The 18,806-nt window shown below is 40.7% G+C and carries 17 protein-coding genes; 7 read left to right on the forward strand and 10 right to left on the reverse strand.

Translation table 11 applies throughout. The annotated features are described in order from the left end of the window. Positions 1 to 18: 18 nt before the first annotated feature. The 6 genes from ACT3QR_RS04105 to ACT3QR_RS04130 all read right to left on the reverse strand — a co-directional run bounded on the left by ACT3QR_RS04105 (position 19) and on the right by ACT3QR_RS04130 (position 6,304). On the reverse strand, positions 19 to 924 hold the full coding sequence (locus ACT3QR_RS04105; RefSeq protein ID WP_444520121.1) for a type II secretion system protein N: 906 nt from the start codon (positions 922 to 924) through the stop codon (positions 19 to 21). Beyond that, entirely contained in the window at positions 925 to 1,752 is an 828-nt protein-coding gene (gene gspN, locus ACT3QR_RS04110; RefSeq protein ID WP_444520122.1) for a type II secretion system protein N, read from the reverse strand. It abuts the gene before it with no gap. A gap of 229 nt (positions 1,753 to 1,981) precedes the next feature. Continuing rightward, complete coding sequence (locus ACT3QR_RS04115; protein WP_444520123.1) at positions 1,982 to 2,305, reverse strand: H-NS histone family protein; 324 nt, start codon at positions 2,303 to 2,305, stop codon at positions 1,982 to 1,984. A gap of 969 nt (positions 2,306 to 3,274) precedes the next feature. Beyond that, positions 3,275 to 3,883, reverse strand: a complete 609-nt coding sequence (gene ssb / locus ACT3QR_RS04120; RefSeq protein WP_444520124.1) for a single-stranded DNA-binding protein — start codon at positions 3,881 to 3,883, stop codon at positions 3,275 to 3,277. A 303-nt stretch (positions 3,884 to 4,186) separates the two neighbouring features. Then, a complete protein-coding gene (locus tag ACT3QR_RS04125; protein WP_444520125.1) occupies positions 4,187 to 4,798 on the reverse strand; it encodes a DUF3833 domain-containing protein in 612 nt (203 codons plus the stop codon). Positions 4,799 to 4,939: 141 nt separating this feature from the next. Continuing rightward, positions 4,940 to 6,304 (reverse strand): MFS transporter, encoded by a 1,365-nt coding sequence (locus tag ACT3QR_RS04130; protein ID WP_444520126.1) that lies wholly within the window; start codon positions 6,302 to 6,304, stop codon positions 4,940 to 4,942. Positions 6,305 to 7,007: 703 nt separating this feature from the next. On the opposite strand from ACT3QR_RS04130, the gene uvrA reads away from it, so the two are divergent. The 3 genes from uvrA (at position 7,008) to ACT3QR_RS04145 (ending at position 12,415) form a co-directional block, all read left to right on the forward strand. Beyond that, a complete protein-coding gene (gene uvrA, locus ACT3QR_RS04135) occupies positions 7,008 to 9,914 on the forward strand; it encodes an excinuclease ABC subunit UvrA (protein ID WP_444520127.1) in 2,907 nt (968 codons plus the stop codon). A 553-nt stretch (positions 9,915 to 10,467) separates the two neighbouring features. Then, positions 10,468 to 11,799, forward strand: coding sequence for a hypothetical protein (locus ACT3QR_RS04140; RefSeq protein WP_444520128.1), 1,332 nt, complete (start codon positions 10,468 to 10,470; stop codon positions 11,797 to 11,799). Positions 11,800 to 12,160: 361 nt separating this feature from the next. Continuing rightward, positions 12,161 to 12,415, forward strand: coding sequence for a hypothetical protein (locus ACT3QR_RS04145; RefSeq protein ID WP_444520129.1), 255 nt, complete (start codon positions 12,161 to 12,163; stop codon positions 12,413 to 12,415). A gap of 124 nt (positions 12,416 to 12,539) precedes the next feature. Here ACT3QR_RS04145 and ACT3QR_RS04150 read toward each other — a convergent pair whose 3' ends face one another. From ACT3QR_RS04150 to ACT3QR_RS04165, 4 genes are all read right to left on the reverse strand, one after another. After that, positions 12,540 to 13,169, reverse strand: coding sequence for a LysE family translocator (locus ACT3QR_RS04150; protein WP_444520130.1), 630 nt, complete (start codon positions 13,167 to 13,169; stop codon positions 12,540 to 12,542). Between the two features lie 212 nt (positions 13,170 to 13,381). Beyond that, on the reverse strand, positions 13,382 to 13,987 hold the full coding sequence (locus tag ACT3QR_RS04155; RefSeq protein WP_444520131.1) for an NADAR family protein: 606 nt from the start codon (positions 13,985 to 13,987) through the stop codon (positions 13,382 to 13,384). Position 13,988: 1 nt separating this feature from the next. Then, positions 13,989 to 15,050 carry a phosphoribosyltransferase-like protein gene (locus ACT3QR_RS04160; RefSeq protein ID WP_444520132.1) on the reverse strand — a complete coding sequence of 354 codons (1,062 nt, stop codon included), beginning with the start codon at positions 15,048 to 15,050 and terminating at the stop codon, positions 13,989 to 13,991. Between the two features lie 109 nt (positions 15,051 to 15,159). Then, positions 15,160 to 15,441: a DUF503 domain-containing protein gene (locus ACT3QR_RS04165; RefSeq protein ID WP_444520133.1), complete on the reverse strand. Its 282-nt coding sequence runs from the start codon at positions 15,439 to 15,441 to the stop codon at positions 15,160 to 15,162. Positions 15,442 to 15,571: 130 nt separating this feature from the next. On the opposite strand from ACT3QR_RS04165, the gene ACT3QR_RS04170 reads away from it, so the two are divergent. From ACT3QR_RS04170 to ACT3QR_RS04185, 4 genes are all read left to right on the forward strand, one after another. Next, positions 15,572 to 16,360 (forward strand): threonine/serine ThrE exporter family protein, encoded by a 789-nt coding sequence (locus tag ACT3QR_RS04170; protein ID WP_444520134.1) that lies wholly within the window; start codon positions 15,572 to 15,574, stop codon positions 16,358 to 16,360. A 1-nt stretch (position 16,361) separates the two neighbouring features. Then, the gene (locus tag ACT3QR_RS04175) at positions 16,362 to 16,814 is read left to right on the forward strand and encodes a threonine/serine exporter family protein (RefSeq protein WP_444520135.1); all 453 of its coding nucleotides are present in this window, start codon (positions 16,362 to 16,364) and stop codon (positions 16,812 to 16,814) included. Between the two features lie 173 nt (positions 16,815 to 16,987). Further along, positions 16,988 to 18,343: a glutathione-disulfide reductase gene (gorA, locus tag ACT3QR_RS04180; protein ID WP_444520136.1), complete on the forward strand. Its 1,356-nt coding sequence runs from the start codon at positions 16,988 to 16,990 to the stop codon at positions 18,341 to 18,343. Positions 18,344 to 18,640: 297 nt separating this feature from the next. Then, complete coding sequence (locus tag ACT3QR_RS04185) at positions 18,641 to 18,802, forward strand: hypothetical protein (RefSeq protein WP_444520137.1); 162 nt, start codon at positions 18,641 to 18,643, stop codon at positions 18,800 to 18,802. The last annotated feature ends 4 nt before the right edge of the window (positions 18,803 to 18,806 follow it).

Genomic DNA, 18,806 nt, shown 5'->3' on the forward strand with positions numbered 1-18,806 from the left:
TACTAAAAATCCATCTTGCTAAAACTGCTGGCGAATCGTAATAACTTGCTCACCACGTTGAACCTCTATCTGTGCTTCACCTGATTGTTGTACTTGCTGAAGTACACCAGCATCTTGCGCAGGGTTGTTACCTACGCTCTGTCCATTAACGGTTAATACCTTATCACCTGGCTCTAACCCTAAACGATTACGTAGTCCAGCAGGCATCGCCGCTGTTACTTGGTAGCTCTCACCTGATGCCATTACCCCCATCCTACTGAGATAACTGGCAGGGTTTTCCTGCAAGGCCATAACCGCTTCTTCGATAACTGACTGTGGGTTACTTGGAGTATTTGAGCCATTTGTCCCTTCTGCCTCCGGAACAGCGTTTGGTACTGGCTGGGGCGCTGTAGGCAGCATACTATTATTTGGCAAACGTTGATTACTGATGCCGCCCGCCAACATATCACTTTGGTCTAATGGCATCGCTTCTGGCATTTTAATAACGGTCTCTTTATCGTTGGCATCAGCGATGATAGCTGAATTCCAGTCAACAGCCACAAGCGTATAATCACTTTCTCTTAGCTCATCACCAACTCGGTAATTTTTGACTTCGCCATTGACATTCAATAACGCCGAAGACATGCTCCTAGGTATGGCTAGCAATACGCCTTTTAGTTCAATATTGGCAGGTGGTTGCACGGCTGCGGTGATCGGATCAGGATCAGCAAAGATTGCGAATAAGCCGCTATAGTCATTGGTAGATTTGGCATTATTCTGTAGAGGTGCCAAAGGCAATGTAGGTGCTAAAGGTGCAGCGAGTAATAGCCATAAAAGACGGGCGGCTGTCCAACATAGCCAAGCAATGGCTAACAATAATAGCCAACCTGAAAAACGATTTAGAGTATTAACAAGAGGTTTTAGGCTTGCGGCAATATTAATCATTTAATTCGCTCCCAAACCAGATAACAATGGCTGGCGCACACTAACCACTGGTGTATCCTGAGGAGCTTGCCCTTTATACTCAGGCATATTCTCGAGCAAGCGCTGCGTCAAACTGACATCAAGCATATTATCGCTATCGATATACAGATCCCCTAAACGCTTATCTTGATTGTTCAGTAAGTTAATATGCAGCAAATCTTGATTGTTTTTTTGCTCTGTACTAAGTTCAGCTCTTAGGGTGGGCATCTTAATATAAAAAACTTTATCACCGCTAGGATAGCCTACCTCGCCACCGATCCAAGTCAATTGACCATCTGCGGCACTGAATCCGCCAGAATCTTTAGCAGGCTCACTATTGGATGAGTCACTTGTATCAGAATGACGGGTTAGTGATACATTATTTACTTGAATAGGTGTGTTTGGCAGCTGCCAGTTGACCATGCTCGCTAGCGTCTCAGGTGCAATTTTTCCACTCATGTTGTCCACTTGCCATGAGTTTAACCCAAGCTTAACTTGACCATTCAGGCGTGTCTGTGATGAGTGAATATTGACATCCGCACCTAGCTTACCTGTAAATAGCAGCCAAGGCTTCCATGACCATTCTGCCATACCTATGAGCGACGACGATGACATAGGCAATTGCCAAATAGCTGCACCTTGCCATACATTGCCAGATACATGCTGCACATAAGGCGTATCTGGTGCATATTTCTCAAGTAACCATACTGCTGGCATTTGCAAAACAGCAAATAACGCAAACAGCACAAACCCAACCAGCCACCAGAGCTTTCGGGGACGTTTATGAGAAAACTCAGATACTTGGGCCACAGTTGTACAACTCTTATATAAGACAAAAACGTCATTATCATAACAAACAATGGCATACAGATGACAGAAAAAAAGCCAGTATCTTTTTGCCAAAATACTGGCAGTAAAGATACTGGCTTTTATTTTCAGAACAACAGCTCTATCTATCGCTAAATAGCTGTAAATACACCATGATTAATCGCGACTTCGAACTGGCTCACAGGAGATACTTCTATAAGAAAATAACTAATTAAATAGCAAAATCTTCGATATCGCGCCCTGCTGCTAGCGCTTCAACCAACCATGTTGGCTTACGGCCACGGCCAGTCCAAGTTTCACTATGGTCACTAGTATTACGGTATTTAATACTGCGTTTTTTCTCTAACTTTTCACCAGCTTTCAATATTTCTTCGATCGTTGCACTGCTATCTTCAGCAATCTGCTCGAACTGCATGTAAGCATCATATAAACGTTGATGTTGTTTTTTAGCAATAAGTTGTTGAGCGTTTTCAGTGATAGCACGTAACTCATCTACGTTCAAATTTTCTAAATCAATTGCGTTATTTTTGCTCATAATAAATCCAACTATAAAGTAAGAGTGTGACCTCTATTGAGGTATTATTTTTCGTTAAAATATACCACGAACAAATCGTTCATTGGCAGTTAAACCTTTGTATAAAATATAACTAAATAGTATTTACTCTCTAAACACACCTTTTATAATCATCTATAAATAAAAACAGATGCTTATTGTATCTACTTTAGATAACTTAGTTTAAGGTAAATCTAAACACATAAGTCATCATTATTTATATAATAAGCCCAAGAGTGTTTTTAGCAAGAAAACAAAGTTTTAGTATCTTTACTATCATAAGAATCTTATAAAAATTTTTCGACAAAAATCTACTATTAAAGTAATAGCAATTTTATCGAAATTATACCTAATAAAGATTAAGTATAAAGCTCAAATACTATAGTAGTAACTTTCTGTACTACCCTCTGGACAACTATTAACCTTCAAGGTAGTACTACAGTACCTCTGTCACTTACTATGCCAATATTAGAGTGCTTTTTAAAGAAGTCTACTACTTCATATAAATGTATTTTATCTAAACAGCTTTCGATTTATTAACTAATCATAAGTTGAAGTAAAACTTTAATCATTGTTATCGAGAGTTATTTTATTTATTTATAGATAATCAATATATATTAACTATACGTCATATAAAAATAGTATAGCAATTTTTAAAACTAAATATCACCAATCATCATTATTTTTTGGTATAAACGGTCCATATAGGATATAGAAGGTATCAATCATACTAACTAATCCACAAATCAATAGTATTCGATCATTATTAAATAAACTTAAGTTTAATAATGATCGAATACTAAGAGCAAACTAAATACGTTAAAAATGTCTTTAACAAAACCTTAGTTCAACTATGTTAAAAGTATAACAACTAAACTATATTTTCAGATAGCAAGCATTAAAAAAGCCCTGCAATTGCAGAGCTTTTTCAACATTTCTTTCTTATATGATTCAGAAAGGAATATCATCATCTACAGGGCCATCTGGCATTGCCGTAGGCTTAGATTGTGCAGGTTTTTGTATTTGTTGGTTGAACTGGTTTTGCTGTGCAGGTGCTTGATTATTGAAATTATTCTGGCCGCCCTGAGCAGCTGGTTGGTTATAGCCGCCTTGCTGTGCCAGCTGATTATTTGGTTGCTGACCAAAGTTATTTTGATTGTTCTGGCTACCTTGATTGTTATAACCTTGGTTTTGACCACCAAAGCTATTATCACTTTGACCACCGCTCATGCCATCAAGCATCTGCATTTGTTCGGCACGAATCTCAGTAATATAACGGTCTTGCCCACTTTGGTCTTGGTATTTACGTGTACGTAAACTACCTTCGATATAAACTTTACTGCCTTTGCGCAGGTATTGCGCTGCGATTTCACCTAGACGATTGAAGAGTGCGATACGATGCCACTCTGTCGCTTCTCTTTTTTCACCGCTTTGCTTGTCTGTCCATTGCTCTGATGTTGCAACCGAAATGTTGGTTACGCTACCGCCATTGCTGAATTGGCGTGCCTCAGGATCTGCTCCGAGGTTACCGATGATGATAACTTTATTAACTCCGCGCATGATACTGTCCTTTCATTTGTGAATAGTTTAACAAACTGTTTTAATCGTTATCTGATAGCATCAATTGGCACTATCACTTTTATAATTTTACTTTAACCAATTTTTATCAAAATAGCTACAGGCTACCTATGGCGCACGTCAGTATATGTCGCTTAGACATTTTATCTTGGTATATCAGTCAATCCTATAGGGTTTAATAGATCAAAGTGCTGCTATTTTGCCATTTTAAGATACTCAATAGAACCATTTATCTTTATCAATATTGCATCGCACCTTATTTGTTACCAAGCGATTCAGAATTTTTTATTTAGTATCAGCAGGTTTGCGATGCATACTCAACGTCACGCTACCTAGCTCTACACCAAACTTTTTCATCACTGAGCGATTAAGCATGACATCCTCATCGATAAGATACATCCAATCATCAAACGTCACTTTGTATGTCTTGTCCTCAACAGGTAACTCTAATAAATAATTCCAGTGCAGCGTATTGCCAACCACTTGTCCTGTTGCCTCACCAATGACATCACCTGCCACACCTTTCCAACTGCCATCTGCCTGCTCAGTCAGACGCCATATACGCTGCGATTTGGTGCCATCTACCCACGAGAATTTCTCATTTAGGACAATGACATCATCGCCCTCATGGATCGCATCAATATCGACATAAAAGCGCTTTTTGACTTCGCCATTTCGACCTTGGAACATTCCCCAGCCATCGATCTGACCCGAAAAAAACTCATGCATATCGAGCGTCGGTGTAGTGCTCTGATACGCCTGAATATTCTGCGTGGCACATCCAGAAGTTAATAGCATGGCTGATAAGCCCAGACCTGCTGTTAACTTCGCTATTGAGCAATGCGCTTTCTTTCTAACCTCAATAAAACTACCAGACAATATCTTAAACTTACTCATATTAATTCCTTTTAAATAGAGATAAACAGTTAGTTTTCACTTATTGATATTGGTGGTTTATACGATTGATGTCTGTGCAGTTTTTGCTATTTGGCTTTATTTCTATATCAAACTATAAGCCTGAAATTATTATATAGCGTATTAGATATCTAGCGGGCTTTGTGCCAAACTCGATAGCTGCTGACGTGAATCATCCGTCAACTGTGTTTTGTCTAGCTTTAGATAAGCGACTTGCTCTTTTGCCATTACCACCAACTCATCAACGCCATCTACTGCTAGCATTTTTCGTGACCAGTCTTGAATATTGATGTCTTTGGGTATAGTGACCGTCGTGCTCGATAGATAAGGTGGCTGTGCAATTGGAATAATTAGGAGTAATGCTGCACCCATAATAATAGCCAATATACCCCACGCCAATAAATTAGACTGACTTAATAGCAGACCACCCATCGCCCCGCCGACAAACGCACCAAAGAACTGACTAGAGGAATTAAGACCCATCGCCGTTGCTTTATTGGCGACTGGTGCACGCTTAGATATCCACGAAGGAATCGTCGCCTCAAGCAAGTTAAAGCCCATAAAGTACAGCAGCAAGCCCAATATTATACCAACACCGAGCTGACTACCAAGCGCCAATAACGCTAAAGCAGCAGTCATCAAAGCAATCGCGCCCAAAAACACCTGACGCATTTTGCGTTTCTTTTCAGCGATGATGATAAATGGTATCGCAATGGCAAAGCCAATGAACAATAGCGGCAAATAAACCAGTCCTTGCTGACGTACTGATAAGCCAAGTACTTCGCTAAGCTGGTGCGGCAATATCACAAATATGGCAGTCATCGTTAGATGTAGCGCAAAGATACCAATATGTAAGCGGTTTAGATCGCCAATTTTGAGAACTGTCGCTAATTGCTGACCAATGGTTTTATTATCCAGATTGTGTTTGAGCACGCGCATAGGCGTCGGTATAACCACTAATAGCAGCATCGCCAAAACAGCAAATCCTGACGTCAGCCAAAACAGTCCAGAAATACCGAGCGAACCGACTAATAATGGCCCAAAAGCAAAAGCGAGCATGATGGAAGTCGCAATGGTTAGACCCATCGTGGCCATCGCTTTGGTACGCATCTCTTCACGAGTCACATCTGCCAATAGTGCCATAAGTACAGCAGAGACCGCGCCACTACCTGCCAGCGCCCGACCGATGATAACCTCATATATATCCGTCGCGTTTGCCGCAATCATGCCGCCTACAGCAAACAGTATCAATCCCAAAAATATAATAGGCTTACGCGGGAACTTATCAGCAGCAAGGCTCATCGGTATCTGAAAGATCGCCTGCCCTAATCCATAAATACCAACGGCCAAACCAATTAAAAATGGCGTTGCGTGTGCATAATTTTCACCATAAACAGAAAATACCGGCACAATCATAAACAAGCCAATCATACGTAAGGCGAAAATGCCACCGACTCCGAGGATTGCTCGTTTCTCTACGCTATTCATACTTGCCTCACTGGTTGATCATTGCTGGTTGCTCATTGCCATCTTTCATGACTAACACTTGCGCTATACCATGATGTATCACTACTGGTTTATCAAGGTATTAGCCTATAAATCAAGCCCACTAGTATAAGACATTCGTCGTTTGGTTGCCGAGACTTTTGTCTTACTGGTGCAGCAATGTATATGCTCTTAACTCAAGCTATTCATATTATGAGATTATTTTGTTACCAAGTGCATCAGATGCATAGTCATGCCTTGAATAATGCTGTCACTATGACAATAAAGTAAAACGTCGTCAGCATAATTAATATCCAGCTCGACACATCTATATAGCGACGAACGGCTTCTATGAAATGACATTTTTGGTCAAAACCATAACAAACGATGCCTGTTACTTAACACTAATTTGATTTAGATTTGCTTAGTCCCATAAAAAAGTCATAGAAAAAGCAAGACAAAGACAAAGACAAAGACAAAGACAAAGACAAACAATAATAGAAAACGAACAGCTAGACTCGCACGGCTTTTACCTTATAAATAATCAAATCCTCTATAACAACACGATTTATAACCGCCCCTTTTGTAACGACACTATAAATTTAGAATAACTCACGTTTTAACCAACTACTTTACTAACCTGCATTTACTTTTTGAATTGAGATATTTCCCAATCCCCTTTTAGCAAATAGGAAACCTGTAACCGATGGCACATGACCATATCGCAATACGCGGCGCACGTACTCATAATTTAAAAGATATTGATTTAGACATTCCACGAGATAAATTCGTGGTTATCACTGGCCTATCTGGCTCTGGTAAATCTTCACTGGCATTTGATACGTTATATGCCGAAGGACAACGTCGTTATGTCGAGAGTTTATCGGCATACGCTCGTCAGTTCCTCTCTCAAATGGAGAAGCCTGAAGTCGATAGTATTGAAGGCTTGTCTCCTGCAATTGCTATCGAACAGAAATCAACCAACCATAACCCACGCTCGACTGTTGGTACAATTACCGAGATTTATGATTATCTTCGTTTGCTATATGCACGTATTGGTACACCATATTGCCCTGAGCACGGTGAGCCGATGGTCGCACAGTCGGTTACTGAGATGGTCGATCAGGTCATGGCATTGCCAGAAGATACTAAGCTGATGATATTGGCACCGGTAATTCGTGAGCGTAAAGGCGAGCATACCGTTTTACTTGAGCAGCTGATTGGGCAAGGTTTTGTCCGTGTGCGCGTTGATGGTGATGTCTATGATACCGATGAGCTACCGACACTGGATAAGAAGAAAAAACATACCATCGAGGTGGTAGTCGATCGCTTTAAAGTTCGTGATGACTTGGGTAACCGTGTTGCTGAAAGTTTGGAAACGGCTCTCCGCTTGGGTCAAGGACTGGTGACTCTACACTTTATGGATGGCAATCCAAAAGAAGGCGGCAGTGACAATCAAGTCATGTCAGCTAAGCACTCTTGCCCTGTCTGTGATCGTGCCGTGCCTGAGCTTGAACCACGTATGTTCAGTTTTAACAACCCATATGGCGCGTGCCCAAGCTGTGACGGTCTTGGCAAACGTCAGTACTTTGCTGCTGAAAAACTCATCACTCATCACGAGAAGTCACTTAACCAAGGCGCAATTAATGGTTGGGACAAACGTCATGCTTACTATTTTGGCCTACTTAGCACTGTCTGTAAGCACTTCGAAATCGATATGGATATGCCGTGGCAAGACTTGAGTAAAAAGCATCAAGACATCATCATGCATGGCTCTGGCAAAGAGAAACTTACCTTTAATTTCACCGATGAACGCGGTCGCAAGACGAACAAGACCGTACCATTCGAAGGCGTGCTGCCTTACTTAGAGCGTCGTTATGCCAAGACGCAAAGTAACCTCGTTCGTGATGAGCTGGCCAAATACTTGGCAGATACGACTTGTAACGTCTGTGATGGCGCGCGCCTAAATGAAATCTCGCGCAATGTCCGTGTTGACGATCAGACTATTGCTGAAATCGTCAAACTGTCTATCGGCGATGCGGCGGACTATTATAAAACGCTAAAAATTAGCGGTCACAAAGGTGAAGTCGCCGAAAAGATCTTTAAAGAAATTAATGAGCGTTTAAACTTCCTTGTGAGTGTCGGGCTTGACTATCTCACTCTTGCGCGCTCTGCCGAAACGCTATCGGGCGGTGAAGCACAGCGTATTCGTCTTGCTAGCCAAATCGGTGCAGGTTTAATGGGCGTGATGTATGTACTCGATGAGCCATCTATCGGTCTGCACCAGCGTGACAATGACCGTCTGCTAAAAACCCTCACCCGCTTGCGTGACTTGGGCAATACAGTACTAGTCGTTGAGCATGATGAAGATGCCATTCGCCAAGCGGATCATGTCATTGATATCGGTATCGGCGCAGGCGTTCACGGTGGTCATGTGATCGCTCAAGGTACGGTCGATGACATCATGGCAAACAAAGAGTCGTTGACTGGACAGTATATGTCTGGTGAAAAGAAAATCGAAATTCCAGCGGTACGTCATACTGCAAAAACCATGGACGTGGAAGTCAAAGGTAAAGCCAAAGCTAAAAAAGCGCCGATGATGATTGAACTAAAGGGTGCATCAGGCAACAACTTGCATGATGTAGATCTGACCATTCCTGTAGGCGTCATGACCTGTGTAACTGGTGTATCAGGTTCGGGCAAGTCTACCTTGATTAACCGTACACTCATGCCATTGGCAGCGACGCAATTAAATAATGCCTCTACCTTGCTCGCCGATAAGTTTGAAAGTATTAGTGGTCTTGAGCATTTGGATAAAATGGTCGATATTGATCAAAGCCCGATTGGACGTACGCCCCGCTCAAATCCAGCGACTTATACTGGCGTGTTTACTCCAGTACGTGAAATGTTTGCTCAAACGCAAGAAGCACGTGCCCGTGGTTATAAGCCTGGCCGCTTTAGCTTTAATGTAAAAGGCGGACGCTGTGAGATGTGCCAAGGTGATGGCCTCATCAAAGTTGAGATGCATTTCTTACCGGATATGTACGTGCCTTGTGATACTTGTGAAGGCAAGCGCTATAACCGTGAGACGTTAGAGATTCACTATAAAGGTAAGAGCATCGCCGAAGTGTTAGAGATGACTGTGGAAGATGCGACTGAATTCTTCTCAGCGATACCTGCGATCTATCGCCGCCTGCAGGCGTTGATGGATGTCGGTCTTGGCTATATTCGTTTGGGTCAGTCAGCACCCACGCTATCTGGCGGTGAAGCGCAGCGGGTCAAACTGGCGCGTGAGCTTGCTAAGCGCGATACTGGTCAAACGCTCTATATCTTGGATGAGCCAACCACTGGTTTGCACTTCCACGATATCTACAAGCTGCTACACATCCTGCATACCCTACGCGATAAAGGTAATACCATCGTGGTCATCGAGCATAACCTCGATGTCATTAAAACAGCAGATTGGGTGATCGATCTTGGCCCTGAAGGCGGTAAAGGTGGCGGACTGATCATCGCTGAAGGCACGCCTGAAAAAGTCGCAGAAGTCAAAGGCTCATACACAGGTGAGTTCTTAAAGCCAATGCTTGAGCAAGGCATGAAGGACGTAAGCTAATACAAACTGATTAATCATTGATAAAAGGCTACTCTTTATAGGGTGGCCTTTTTTTGCTATCACAAATTATTATTTTACAAAATTTGTTATTGTTGGTGTATTTCAAATTTCGTGCAGAGTAACTAATTATATAAATATCCATAATATTTAAAAATAAATTAACGCTATTATTCTTATTGTATTAAGCAGCACCTTAATCATGATCATGTCTGTTCTATGTATCAACAGAATGGACACATTGTGCTATTAAACCACCCTACTTTCTGAAAAAGTTTATCTTAATTCTATTTTTAACCAGTAATAGAATTAAGATATATTCGCTAAAACAGTATTAAGAGCTAACATACTACAAATACTGCATTTGACACTTAGTCTACTTTTGCCTACTATCTGTGACTTTGTTACTCATTGTATACTTTGACATTTCTAAAATGTAACGCTCATAATCCTACAAATACAATGACATATCTAATATCACCTCTTAATACTGCAAATGGAACCTAAAAGTATGAAAGTATTTTTGCGAAATAAATTGTCAGTCATGACTGTTTTTATGATGACTTCGTTGGCATTGGTTGGTTGTAATGACGATAACGACTCAGCATCAAACCAAACGAATCCTGAAAACCCAGAAGGAGTGGTTGATCCAGCGCAGCCCAATCAAAATACAATATATGGCAAGTTGCTTTCATATGATGGTCAAACGCCAATCGCTAATGCACTGGTATACGCCGTAGCATCAGCAGAAGGTGCTAATGTTAGTAGCCGTATTGCAGCGAGCACCTACAGCGCCAGTAGTATACAGACGATGACAGTTAAGTCAGCGGATAGTACTACAGATGCTGACTGCGGCATTGCACCTGCAAATAGCTTGGCAAGTACCTGTACCAGTACGGATGGTAGCTATCGTCTAGATCTTGAAACGTCTACAAATGAGTTGCAAGTTCAGTTCAAAAAAGGGGCTTTTAGTGCTAAGCAAGAACTTACTCTATCAGGAACTGGGTCATCTACAACAGAGATAACTCAGTTAGAAGATACCGTCCTTACAGCAGTTCCTAAAATGCTCGTCATCGAAGGAGCATATGACAGTATTGAGCTCATACTTGCAAAGCTAGGTCTTGCAGATGTTGATGCAGCGGATGGTGATATTATTGACTCCAAGTTTGATATCTGGGAGTCCACGGACAATTTATTTGTAGATAGTAATAATGATGGCCAAGCCAATATATTTGATTATGAAGTGGTGTTTTTTAACTGTGGTCTAGATGATGAAAGCTGGCTGATGGATGATGATAAGAGACAGATGCTAAAAGAATATGTCGATGGTGGTGGTCGAATCTATGTGAGCGATTTGGCATATGATGTCGTAGAGCAAACATTCCCAGAGTACATCGACTATTACGGTTCTGACGAGACACCAACCAATCAACCAGAAGATGATGGCAGCGCTACGACAGGTGAAGACTCTATTACTATCCGTAGTAACATCGAGCCGACACTCAAATCATGGCTGGAAGAAGTCACTTGTACGCAAGGCGATTGCTTGAATTCTGACGGCACAGTGACTATTGACGGGTTTGCTAGTGGCTGGGCACGGATGAACGGCGTCAACAGTAGTGAAAATGTCGATGTATATGTGAGCGGGCAAGACAGTGACGGCACTATGCGTCCATTAACCGTTGGCTTTGATTATGGTAGTGGACGCGTGACCTACACCTCTTATCATAATGAAGAAGGCGGCGATAGCTACTGCTATAGCTTACTACTTGATGGAACATTGGATCCTGAAGACTACACTGCTTGTCTGGAAGACCCAACTGAGGTAACCAATACTCAGATAAGTGCTCAACAAAGAATCTTACAGTATCTGGTCTTTGAGCTATAGAGTGCTTGATCATCAGCCTAGTTTTGGTAGATGACAAATAACGCATTGGCATTCATCAAAAGGCCACTCTTTAGGGAGTGGCTTTTTTATTGAGTGTTGAGAATGGCAAAGCTTGTATAACTTACAAGCTATAGACCCTAGTTAATATATCTATATACCGTTTCAACTACCTCTACTGCCCTGCGTTACCTTTCTCAATGCTTATTAAAGTTACTTAAAGGTTGAATATATTAGTATTTAAATAGCTCCACACTATGCTCAAATGTATACGATATCGAAATAACTGGTTAAGAACGATATAACACGCACGAATTGACGATACTCACTCTTGCATGACTACTAAAAATTTTAGGGACTTTCCATGAAAAAATTACTATTTATTTTGTTAGCATCTACTGTTGGTGTTGCGGCCTGCGCTTCAAGCGGCACAAGTGATCATAACCATAAAAGACCTGCGATGTCAGCAAACATGAAGCAAGCCATGAATGACTGTGCTAAAAAATCGGGCGTAAAAATGAATAAGGACAGTCGTCCAAGTAAAAATGATATGAAGAAAATAGATTCATGCATGAGTGCAAAAGGGTTTGAGAAACCTGCAGGCCAAGGTCGTCACTAATAACTGGTATTCTTAGATACTCGGTGATAAAAGGCTACTCTTTATAGGGTGGCTTTTTCTTTTTATGAACCATCAAAGGTATTTGTTAAGCGTCCAACGCTTCCTGCAGATTTGTATTATAAATCTAACCCTTCGCGATCAACCATGTGCCAGCCAATCCCATAAATGAAGACCCTACTCGATTAAATTTCTGACGCGCTTTAGGACTTTTTAGACATTTTTGCGCATAGCTCGCCATGAAGGCATACATCATCATGGCAACAATGGCGCAGCTAAAAATCACTAGACATAGAATCGTAATATCTATCCCTGTCAGGCTGGTTACTGGAAAAAAGCTAGGTAATAAGCTTATGTAGAATAAAATAACTTTTGGATTGCTAATGAACACCAAAAAGCCTGACATCACACTTTTTAAACCCTCATTCTTATTCTTTAACGCTATATCTCCAGTGATAATTTCACTCGGCACCGTCGTCCACATCTTGTATGCCAAGTAAAATAAATAGCCTGCACCCTCAAACTTAACGATAGTAAACAGTGTATTAAAATTACTTGCTAACGCGCTCAGTCCATAAGCTGAGAACACCATATAAATAGCATCCCCTGCAGCAAGCCCAATAACTAAGGGCAGCGCCGCCCAAGACCCTTGTGTCATGGCTTTGGCAATCGTGGCAAACACACCAGGACCCGGCGTCATGATAAATATGAATACAGCAATGATGAAAGTAAATAGCTGGATAGTGTTGATGGTCATGACAGTCCTTTATGTACCTACTAATCCTTAAGTATAATTAATTAAACAAACATATTTCTAGTTTAGTATGATTGTTTTAGAATACTTTTAGCCTAAAAGACGTCAGATAATAGAAATTGGTTAGTGATTGATAAAAGGTTACTCTTTATAGAGTGGTCTCTTTTGTTAATTTAATATCAAGCTACTTCAAATAAAATCCATTTTCAATATAACTAGAATAACTTAGTCTGCTCTAATATAGAATTTTCAGGATATGAAGATACAGAGTGAATATCAATTAATTGGTTTAATATTTTCATATCTAATACATCAGGCATAGTTAATTCGAATTTTTTACTTTTAACTTTTTCTCTTAATTCCATCAAATATCGTCCCAAAGCATTTGTTCCTATATAATAGCCATTTTGAAAAGTAGCACCCCAAACTTTATCTTTATCGGAATACTCAACTATTGGATAGTCACCTGTTGACAAAAGCACCTCAGAAAACCGATCAAAGTTTTGAAAAAGTTTTAATTCGATACAAAATCTCATTATCTTAAACCTAACTTGATTCCAGTCTGCTCTAGTTAAATCAATATGCTCCCTTCCATATTTTTTAGCTGATATAGGGCTTCTATGCGAAATAATCTGATGTTGAACTTCAGGATGATTAGGAAACCGTAAGGCTTGGTATAGTGCTTCTGAGGTCTTAAGCTTGGTTTGATTAATATATATGGGAAAATTCGGAGCCATATTTGATAAAGCTCCAAACTCACCTTTTGTGCTTTTAAACGTCACACACTCACTACTCTTATAGTGGCGTATACTCAAACTCATATCACACTCCTCTATTTTTTACAGGGAATAGCGGATACCAACCATTAGCTTCCCACCAAAAAACTATGGGACAAGTATTTGATATATTTCTCCAAGTAAAAAAGTGGCTACCAGTTCCTAGTGTTTTGTTTGATGGATTAGTCATACCTAGCGGTCTTATACTTTCTACCGTGAGATTTTGAGTATTATGTATTAGATCTATTCCCTTTCTTAGTAAAATATTTTCATACCTATCTCTAGACTGAGGACTACTATAAAATTCTTCTGTTATGGGTAAGTGTACTGGTCTGAATGCAATATTCTCGTTTCTCATAGGGTAATCACGCACAAAAGAACCCTCAAGAAAATCAAGGAAATTCAAACCTTCTTCATTTTTCTTAGGATAAACAATGTTAAGCTTAGATCCTGTTTCCTTTATATTATTTTCAAAACCTAAATACATATATGCTTTAATTCTTTCACTAACATTCCAGCTCAAAGCCTGATTTAGAGAGTACTTAGTATTTTTCCAGCCTAAACTATGTAACCCTATAAATAAACAAACTATTTCTACATTTGAATTTTTAAAGCCACCATCGAGAGCATGATGTTCTATTTCCTTAATAATATTTCTTTTGAATGTTCCACCCGATGCTAAAAGATCATCAATATAGATCCAGTATTTAACATCACCTAAAGGAAAGTCTTTTATAGACTTTCCAAATTTATCTTTAAATATCTCATCTAATAATATTAATATTTCAGTTTGACTTTTTTTCGAACCTTGGCATTGAATTATCTGAGCGTCAAGAAGGAAATTATACAAATTTTCATATCCTAAATCCTCAGATACCTTTGTCAATACTACATCTAAAAACTTTAGCATGAAATCTTTTGAAAAATAACTTTTTGGCAAAATATGTAGAAGCTCTGATAGCAAGAACTCTCTATCATTTTCATCAAACTGATTTACCCAATTTATAACATGTTCAGGTGTCATTACAGTATTATAAAAACATCCATCTATGTCATCTTCTCGATAGCATAAGATGATTTCAGAGATTTGATGAGCTAATTCTTCCATATTCTTAACCTTCATCTAATTATAAACTTATGTGCAGGTAGTGTAGAACAAACTCTATCTCTGATGAAAGAAAAACATTCAAAATATTACTACACTATCCTAATTCACCCTAAATAAACTCCCTCTCAATATTCATCACCCACGCATCTACCGTACGCTCTAGCTTCTCTTCAATTTGGCTGCACTGCGACTCGACCTCACGTTTGGACAGCCCAACGATCACAAACGTCCACTCGCTGGCATCATGGCGATCGCGGCCGCCACTCTCACAAACTGCGACGCTTGGTGTATTGCCAAAGCGTGCATGTAAGCCGCCCATACGGTGACGCTTTTCTTTTAACGAACTACAGCCGGGCAATGAAAACGTCAGTGTTAAAATAGCGATATGCATTTTATGCTCCTTGCCAAAAAAGCTTATACTGTATCGTATCACTTAATGGTTTTTCTGATAATGCCTACGCGTCAGCTTCCAGACCCTTTATAATAGCGTAACAATATTAACCAACATGCGTATCTAATCCATGAACTCTATCAGCTACGTAAAGCAGCAGCACATTACTCGATTATGTGTGCGCTGCGGCTTACTCCTTATGCAGTATGGCGCTGAGTCTGCCGTGGTGGTGGATTTATGCAAGCGTTTAGGCATCGCCTTAGGAATGAACAGTGTCGAATGTTCGCTGAACTTTAATGCCATTACCTTGACAACTATATGTGACGAGCGCTGTATTACCACTACTAGAGATACGATCAATCAGAGTATCAATGTTAATCTGTTGGTACAAATCCAGCAAATCGTCAACAAGACCGAAGCCACTGTCGATCATAATGATTTGATTGACCGCACTACTCTTGCGTTCGATGAGTTAGATAAGACCGTTTACCCAACGTGGTTAGTAAGTTTGTTTGTTGGCGCATCCTGTGCAGCATTTGCTTATCTTAATGGTGGTAGTTGGTCGATTACGGCGGTGACATTCATCGCTGGCATGGTGGCGATGTTTACTCGTATATATCTATCCAAGCATCACTTTAACCCTTTTATCACTGTCATTGTGACAGCTTTTATCGCCTCACTGATTGGGGCAACGACCTACTACTTTGATATTGGTAACAATGCCGATATCGCCGTTGCCTCCAGTGTGCTACTACTGGTGCCCAGCTTTCCTTTGATTAACTCTTTGTCTGATATCTTAAAAGGCTATGTCAATATTGGCGTTGGGCGTGCTGTTTTTACCTATATGCTTACTTTATCCGCGTGCGTTGGTATCGTGATGGCACTGATTTTACTGCAAATACAGCACTGGGGGTTTTAAGATGTGGTTTGTTGAAACCGTCGTACTGTCTTGCATTATCACCCTTGGTTGGACGCTGATGTTTAGCGTTCCCAAACGCTATATATTGCCTTGTTTGCTGATGACGGCGTTTGGCTTTGGATTAAAGACTGCTCTTGTCCATCAGCATATCCATCTCGTGGTTGCTAGCTTTTTTGGGGCGATGCTAGCCAGCTTTTTGGGTGTATATTTTTCTAAGAAATATACCTTACCGCCAAAAGCACTTATTTCGCCTAGTGTCATCTGTATGATGCCTGGTATTGCCGCTTATAAAGCAATGGTTAGTATGGTGCAGATTGGCTATTTTGGTTTTTCTGACGAGTTATTTGGCCAAATGATGGGCTATTTGTTTGAAGCATTATTTGTGACCTCGGGATTGGTGCTTGGCTTATCTATTCCGGGACTGTTGTTTTATAGACGTCGCCCTATCGTCTAAATGGGTTTAGGTAGATTTACATATCTAAATGCTAAGCTTCTCTTAACCAAATACTGTTTATATTCAAGCAATTAGATATACACGAACTATAAAAAACTTGTAAGATGGATGATAAGACCCATTACAGTGGAGTCGGAAGCAGCACCAATAACAACTTAATAAGAGACCGTATTATGACCAAACATTACGACTATATCGCCATTGGTGGCGGTAGCGGCGGCATCGCATCAATCAACCGTGCGGCGAGCTATGGCAAAAAATGCGCTATCATCGAAGCCAATCAATTGGGCGGCACGTGTGTGAATTTGGGCTGTGTTCCCAAAAAAGTAATGTGGTATGGCGCGCAAGTAGCTGAAGCCATCCATAAATATGCACCAGACTATGGTTTTGATGTTGATGCCAAAGGTTTTGACTTTCAAAAACTGATACAGAGCCGTCAGCAATATATCGAAAACATTCACCGCTCTTATGATAATAACTTGGCCAAAAATGGCGTAGAGGTTATCAAAGGTTTTGCCAAATTTGTCGATACTAACACTGTAGAAGTTAATGGTGAGCTGATCACTGCTGACCATATTTTGATTGCTACAGGCGGTCATCCGATCCAGCCAGATATCAAAGGCGCAGAATACGGCATCGACTCTGACGGATTCTTTGCGTTGAATCACCTGCCAAAACGTGTGGCGATTGTAGGCGCAGGATATATCGCTGTTGAAATCGCAGGCGTATTAAATAGTCTCGGCGCTGAGGTGCATCTATATGTGCGTCAACATTCACCACTGCGTGCGTTTGACCATAGTGTGGTAGAGGCATTGCTGATAGAAATGGAGCAAGACGGTATCCAGTTGCATACCAATACCACGCTCACTGAAGTTAACAAAAACGAAGATGATAGCCTGACGTTATGTACCAAAGACGGTAGTCTAGATACGACAGATTGCTTGATTTGGGCCATTGGTCGTGCGCCATCAACAGACGGTATCAATCTGCAAGTAACTGGTGTCGAGACGACTGAGACTGGCAAAATCAAAGTCGATAAGTTCCAAAACACCAATGTTGAGAATATTTACGCCGTTGGCGATATTATCGAAAACAGTGTTGACCTAACCCCAGTGGCGATTGCCGCAGGTCGCCGCTTATCAGAGCGCTTGTTTAATAACAAGACAAATGAGCACTTAGACTACTCACTGATACCGACGGTAATCTTTACTCACCCTGCTATCGGCACGATTGGCCTGTCTGAAATCGATGCAGTGGAACGCTATGGCAAAGAAAACATCAAATGCTATAAATCGACCTTTACCTCTATGTATAGCGCCGTGACTCAGCATCGTCAAAAATGCATGATGAAATTGGTATGCTTGGGCGACGATGAAAAAGTTATTGGCCTACATGGTATTGGCTTTGGTGTCGATGAGATGATTCAAGGCTTTGCAGTCGCTATCAAAATGGGTGCAACCAAGGCTGACTTTGATAATACCGTTGCCATCCATCCAACTGGCTCAGAAGAGTTTGTGACCATGCGTTAAGCGCGCTAGATTCTCTGGTTAGTCTTAGCTATTATAAAAAAGGATGCCATGTGAGCATCCTTTTTTATTGTCAGTCTTGTTACAAGTATATGTCTTCATATATCTAAAACACCTTGACGACTTTCATATGGCACTTGTGATTACTGTGCTTTCTATAAATCATTAGCTTTGGAAAATTTAAAGTAAGGCCTACTGACAGCGCAATCCTGTTGCTGCTATGATGCGGTTAATACTGACCGTTGAGAGATGACTGTGTGGCAGGTGTACCTTTTTATATTACCGATTGGTATCGGAATTATGACGTTGGCAGCAAGCCTATTATTTTTATTTGCTTACCTCATGTCTGATGACAATACCACGCGCTTGCCAGCATTTAACTGGTTCAAGCGCTTAATCATAGTGGCATTCTTACTATTGAACGTGGGGCTATTTATGACCTTTGGATACTTTTGGGGTTAAGTGA

Source organism: Psychrobacter sp. AOP7-B1-25 (assembly GCF_052376195.1).
GTDB lineage: Bacteria > Pseudomonadota > Gammaproteobacteria > Pseudomonadales > Moraxellaceae > Psychrobacter.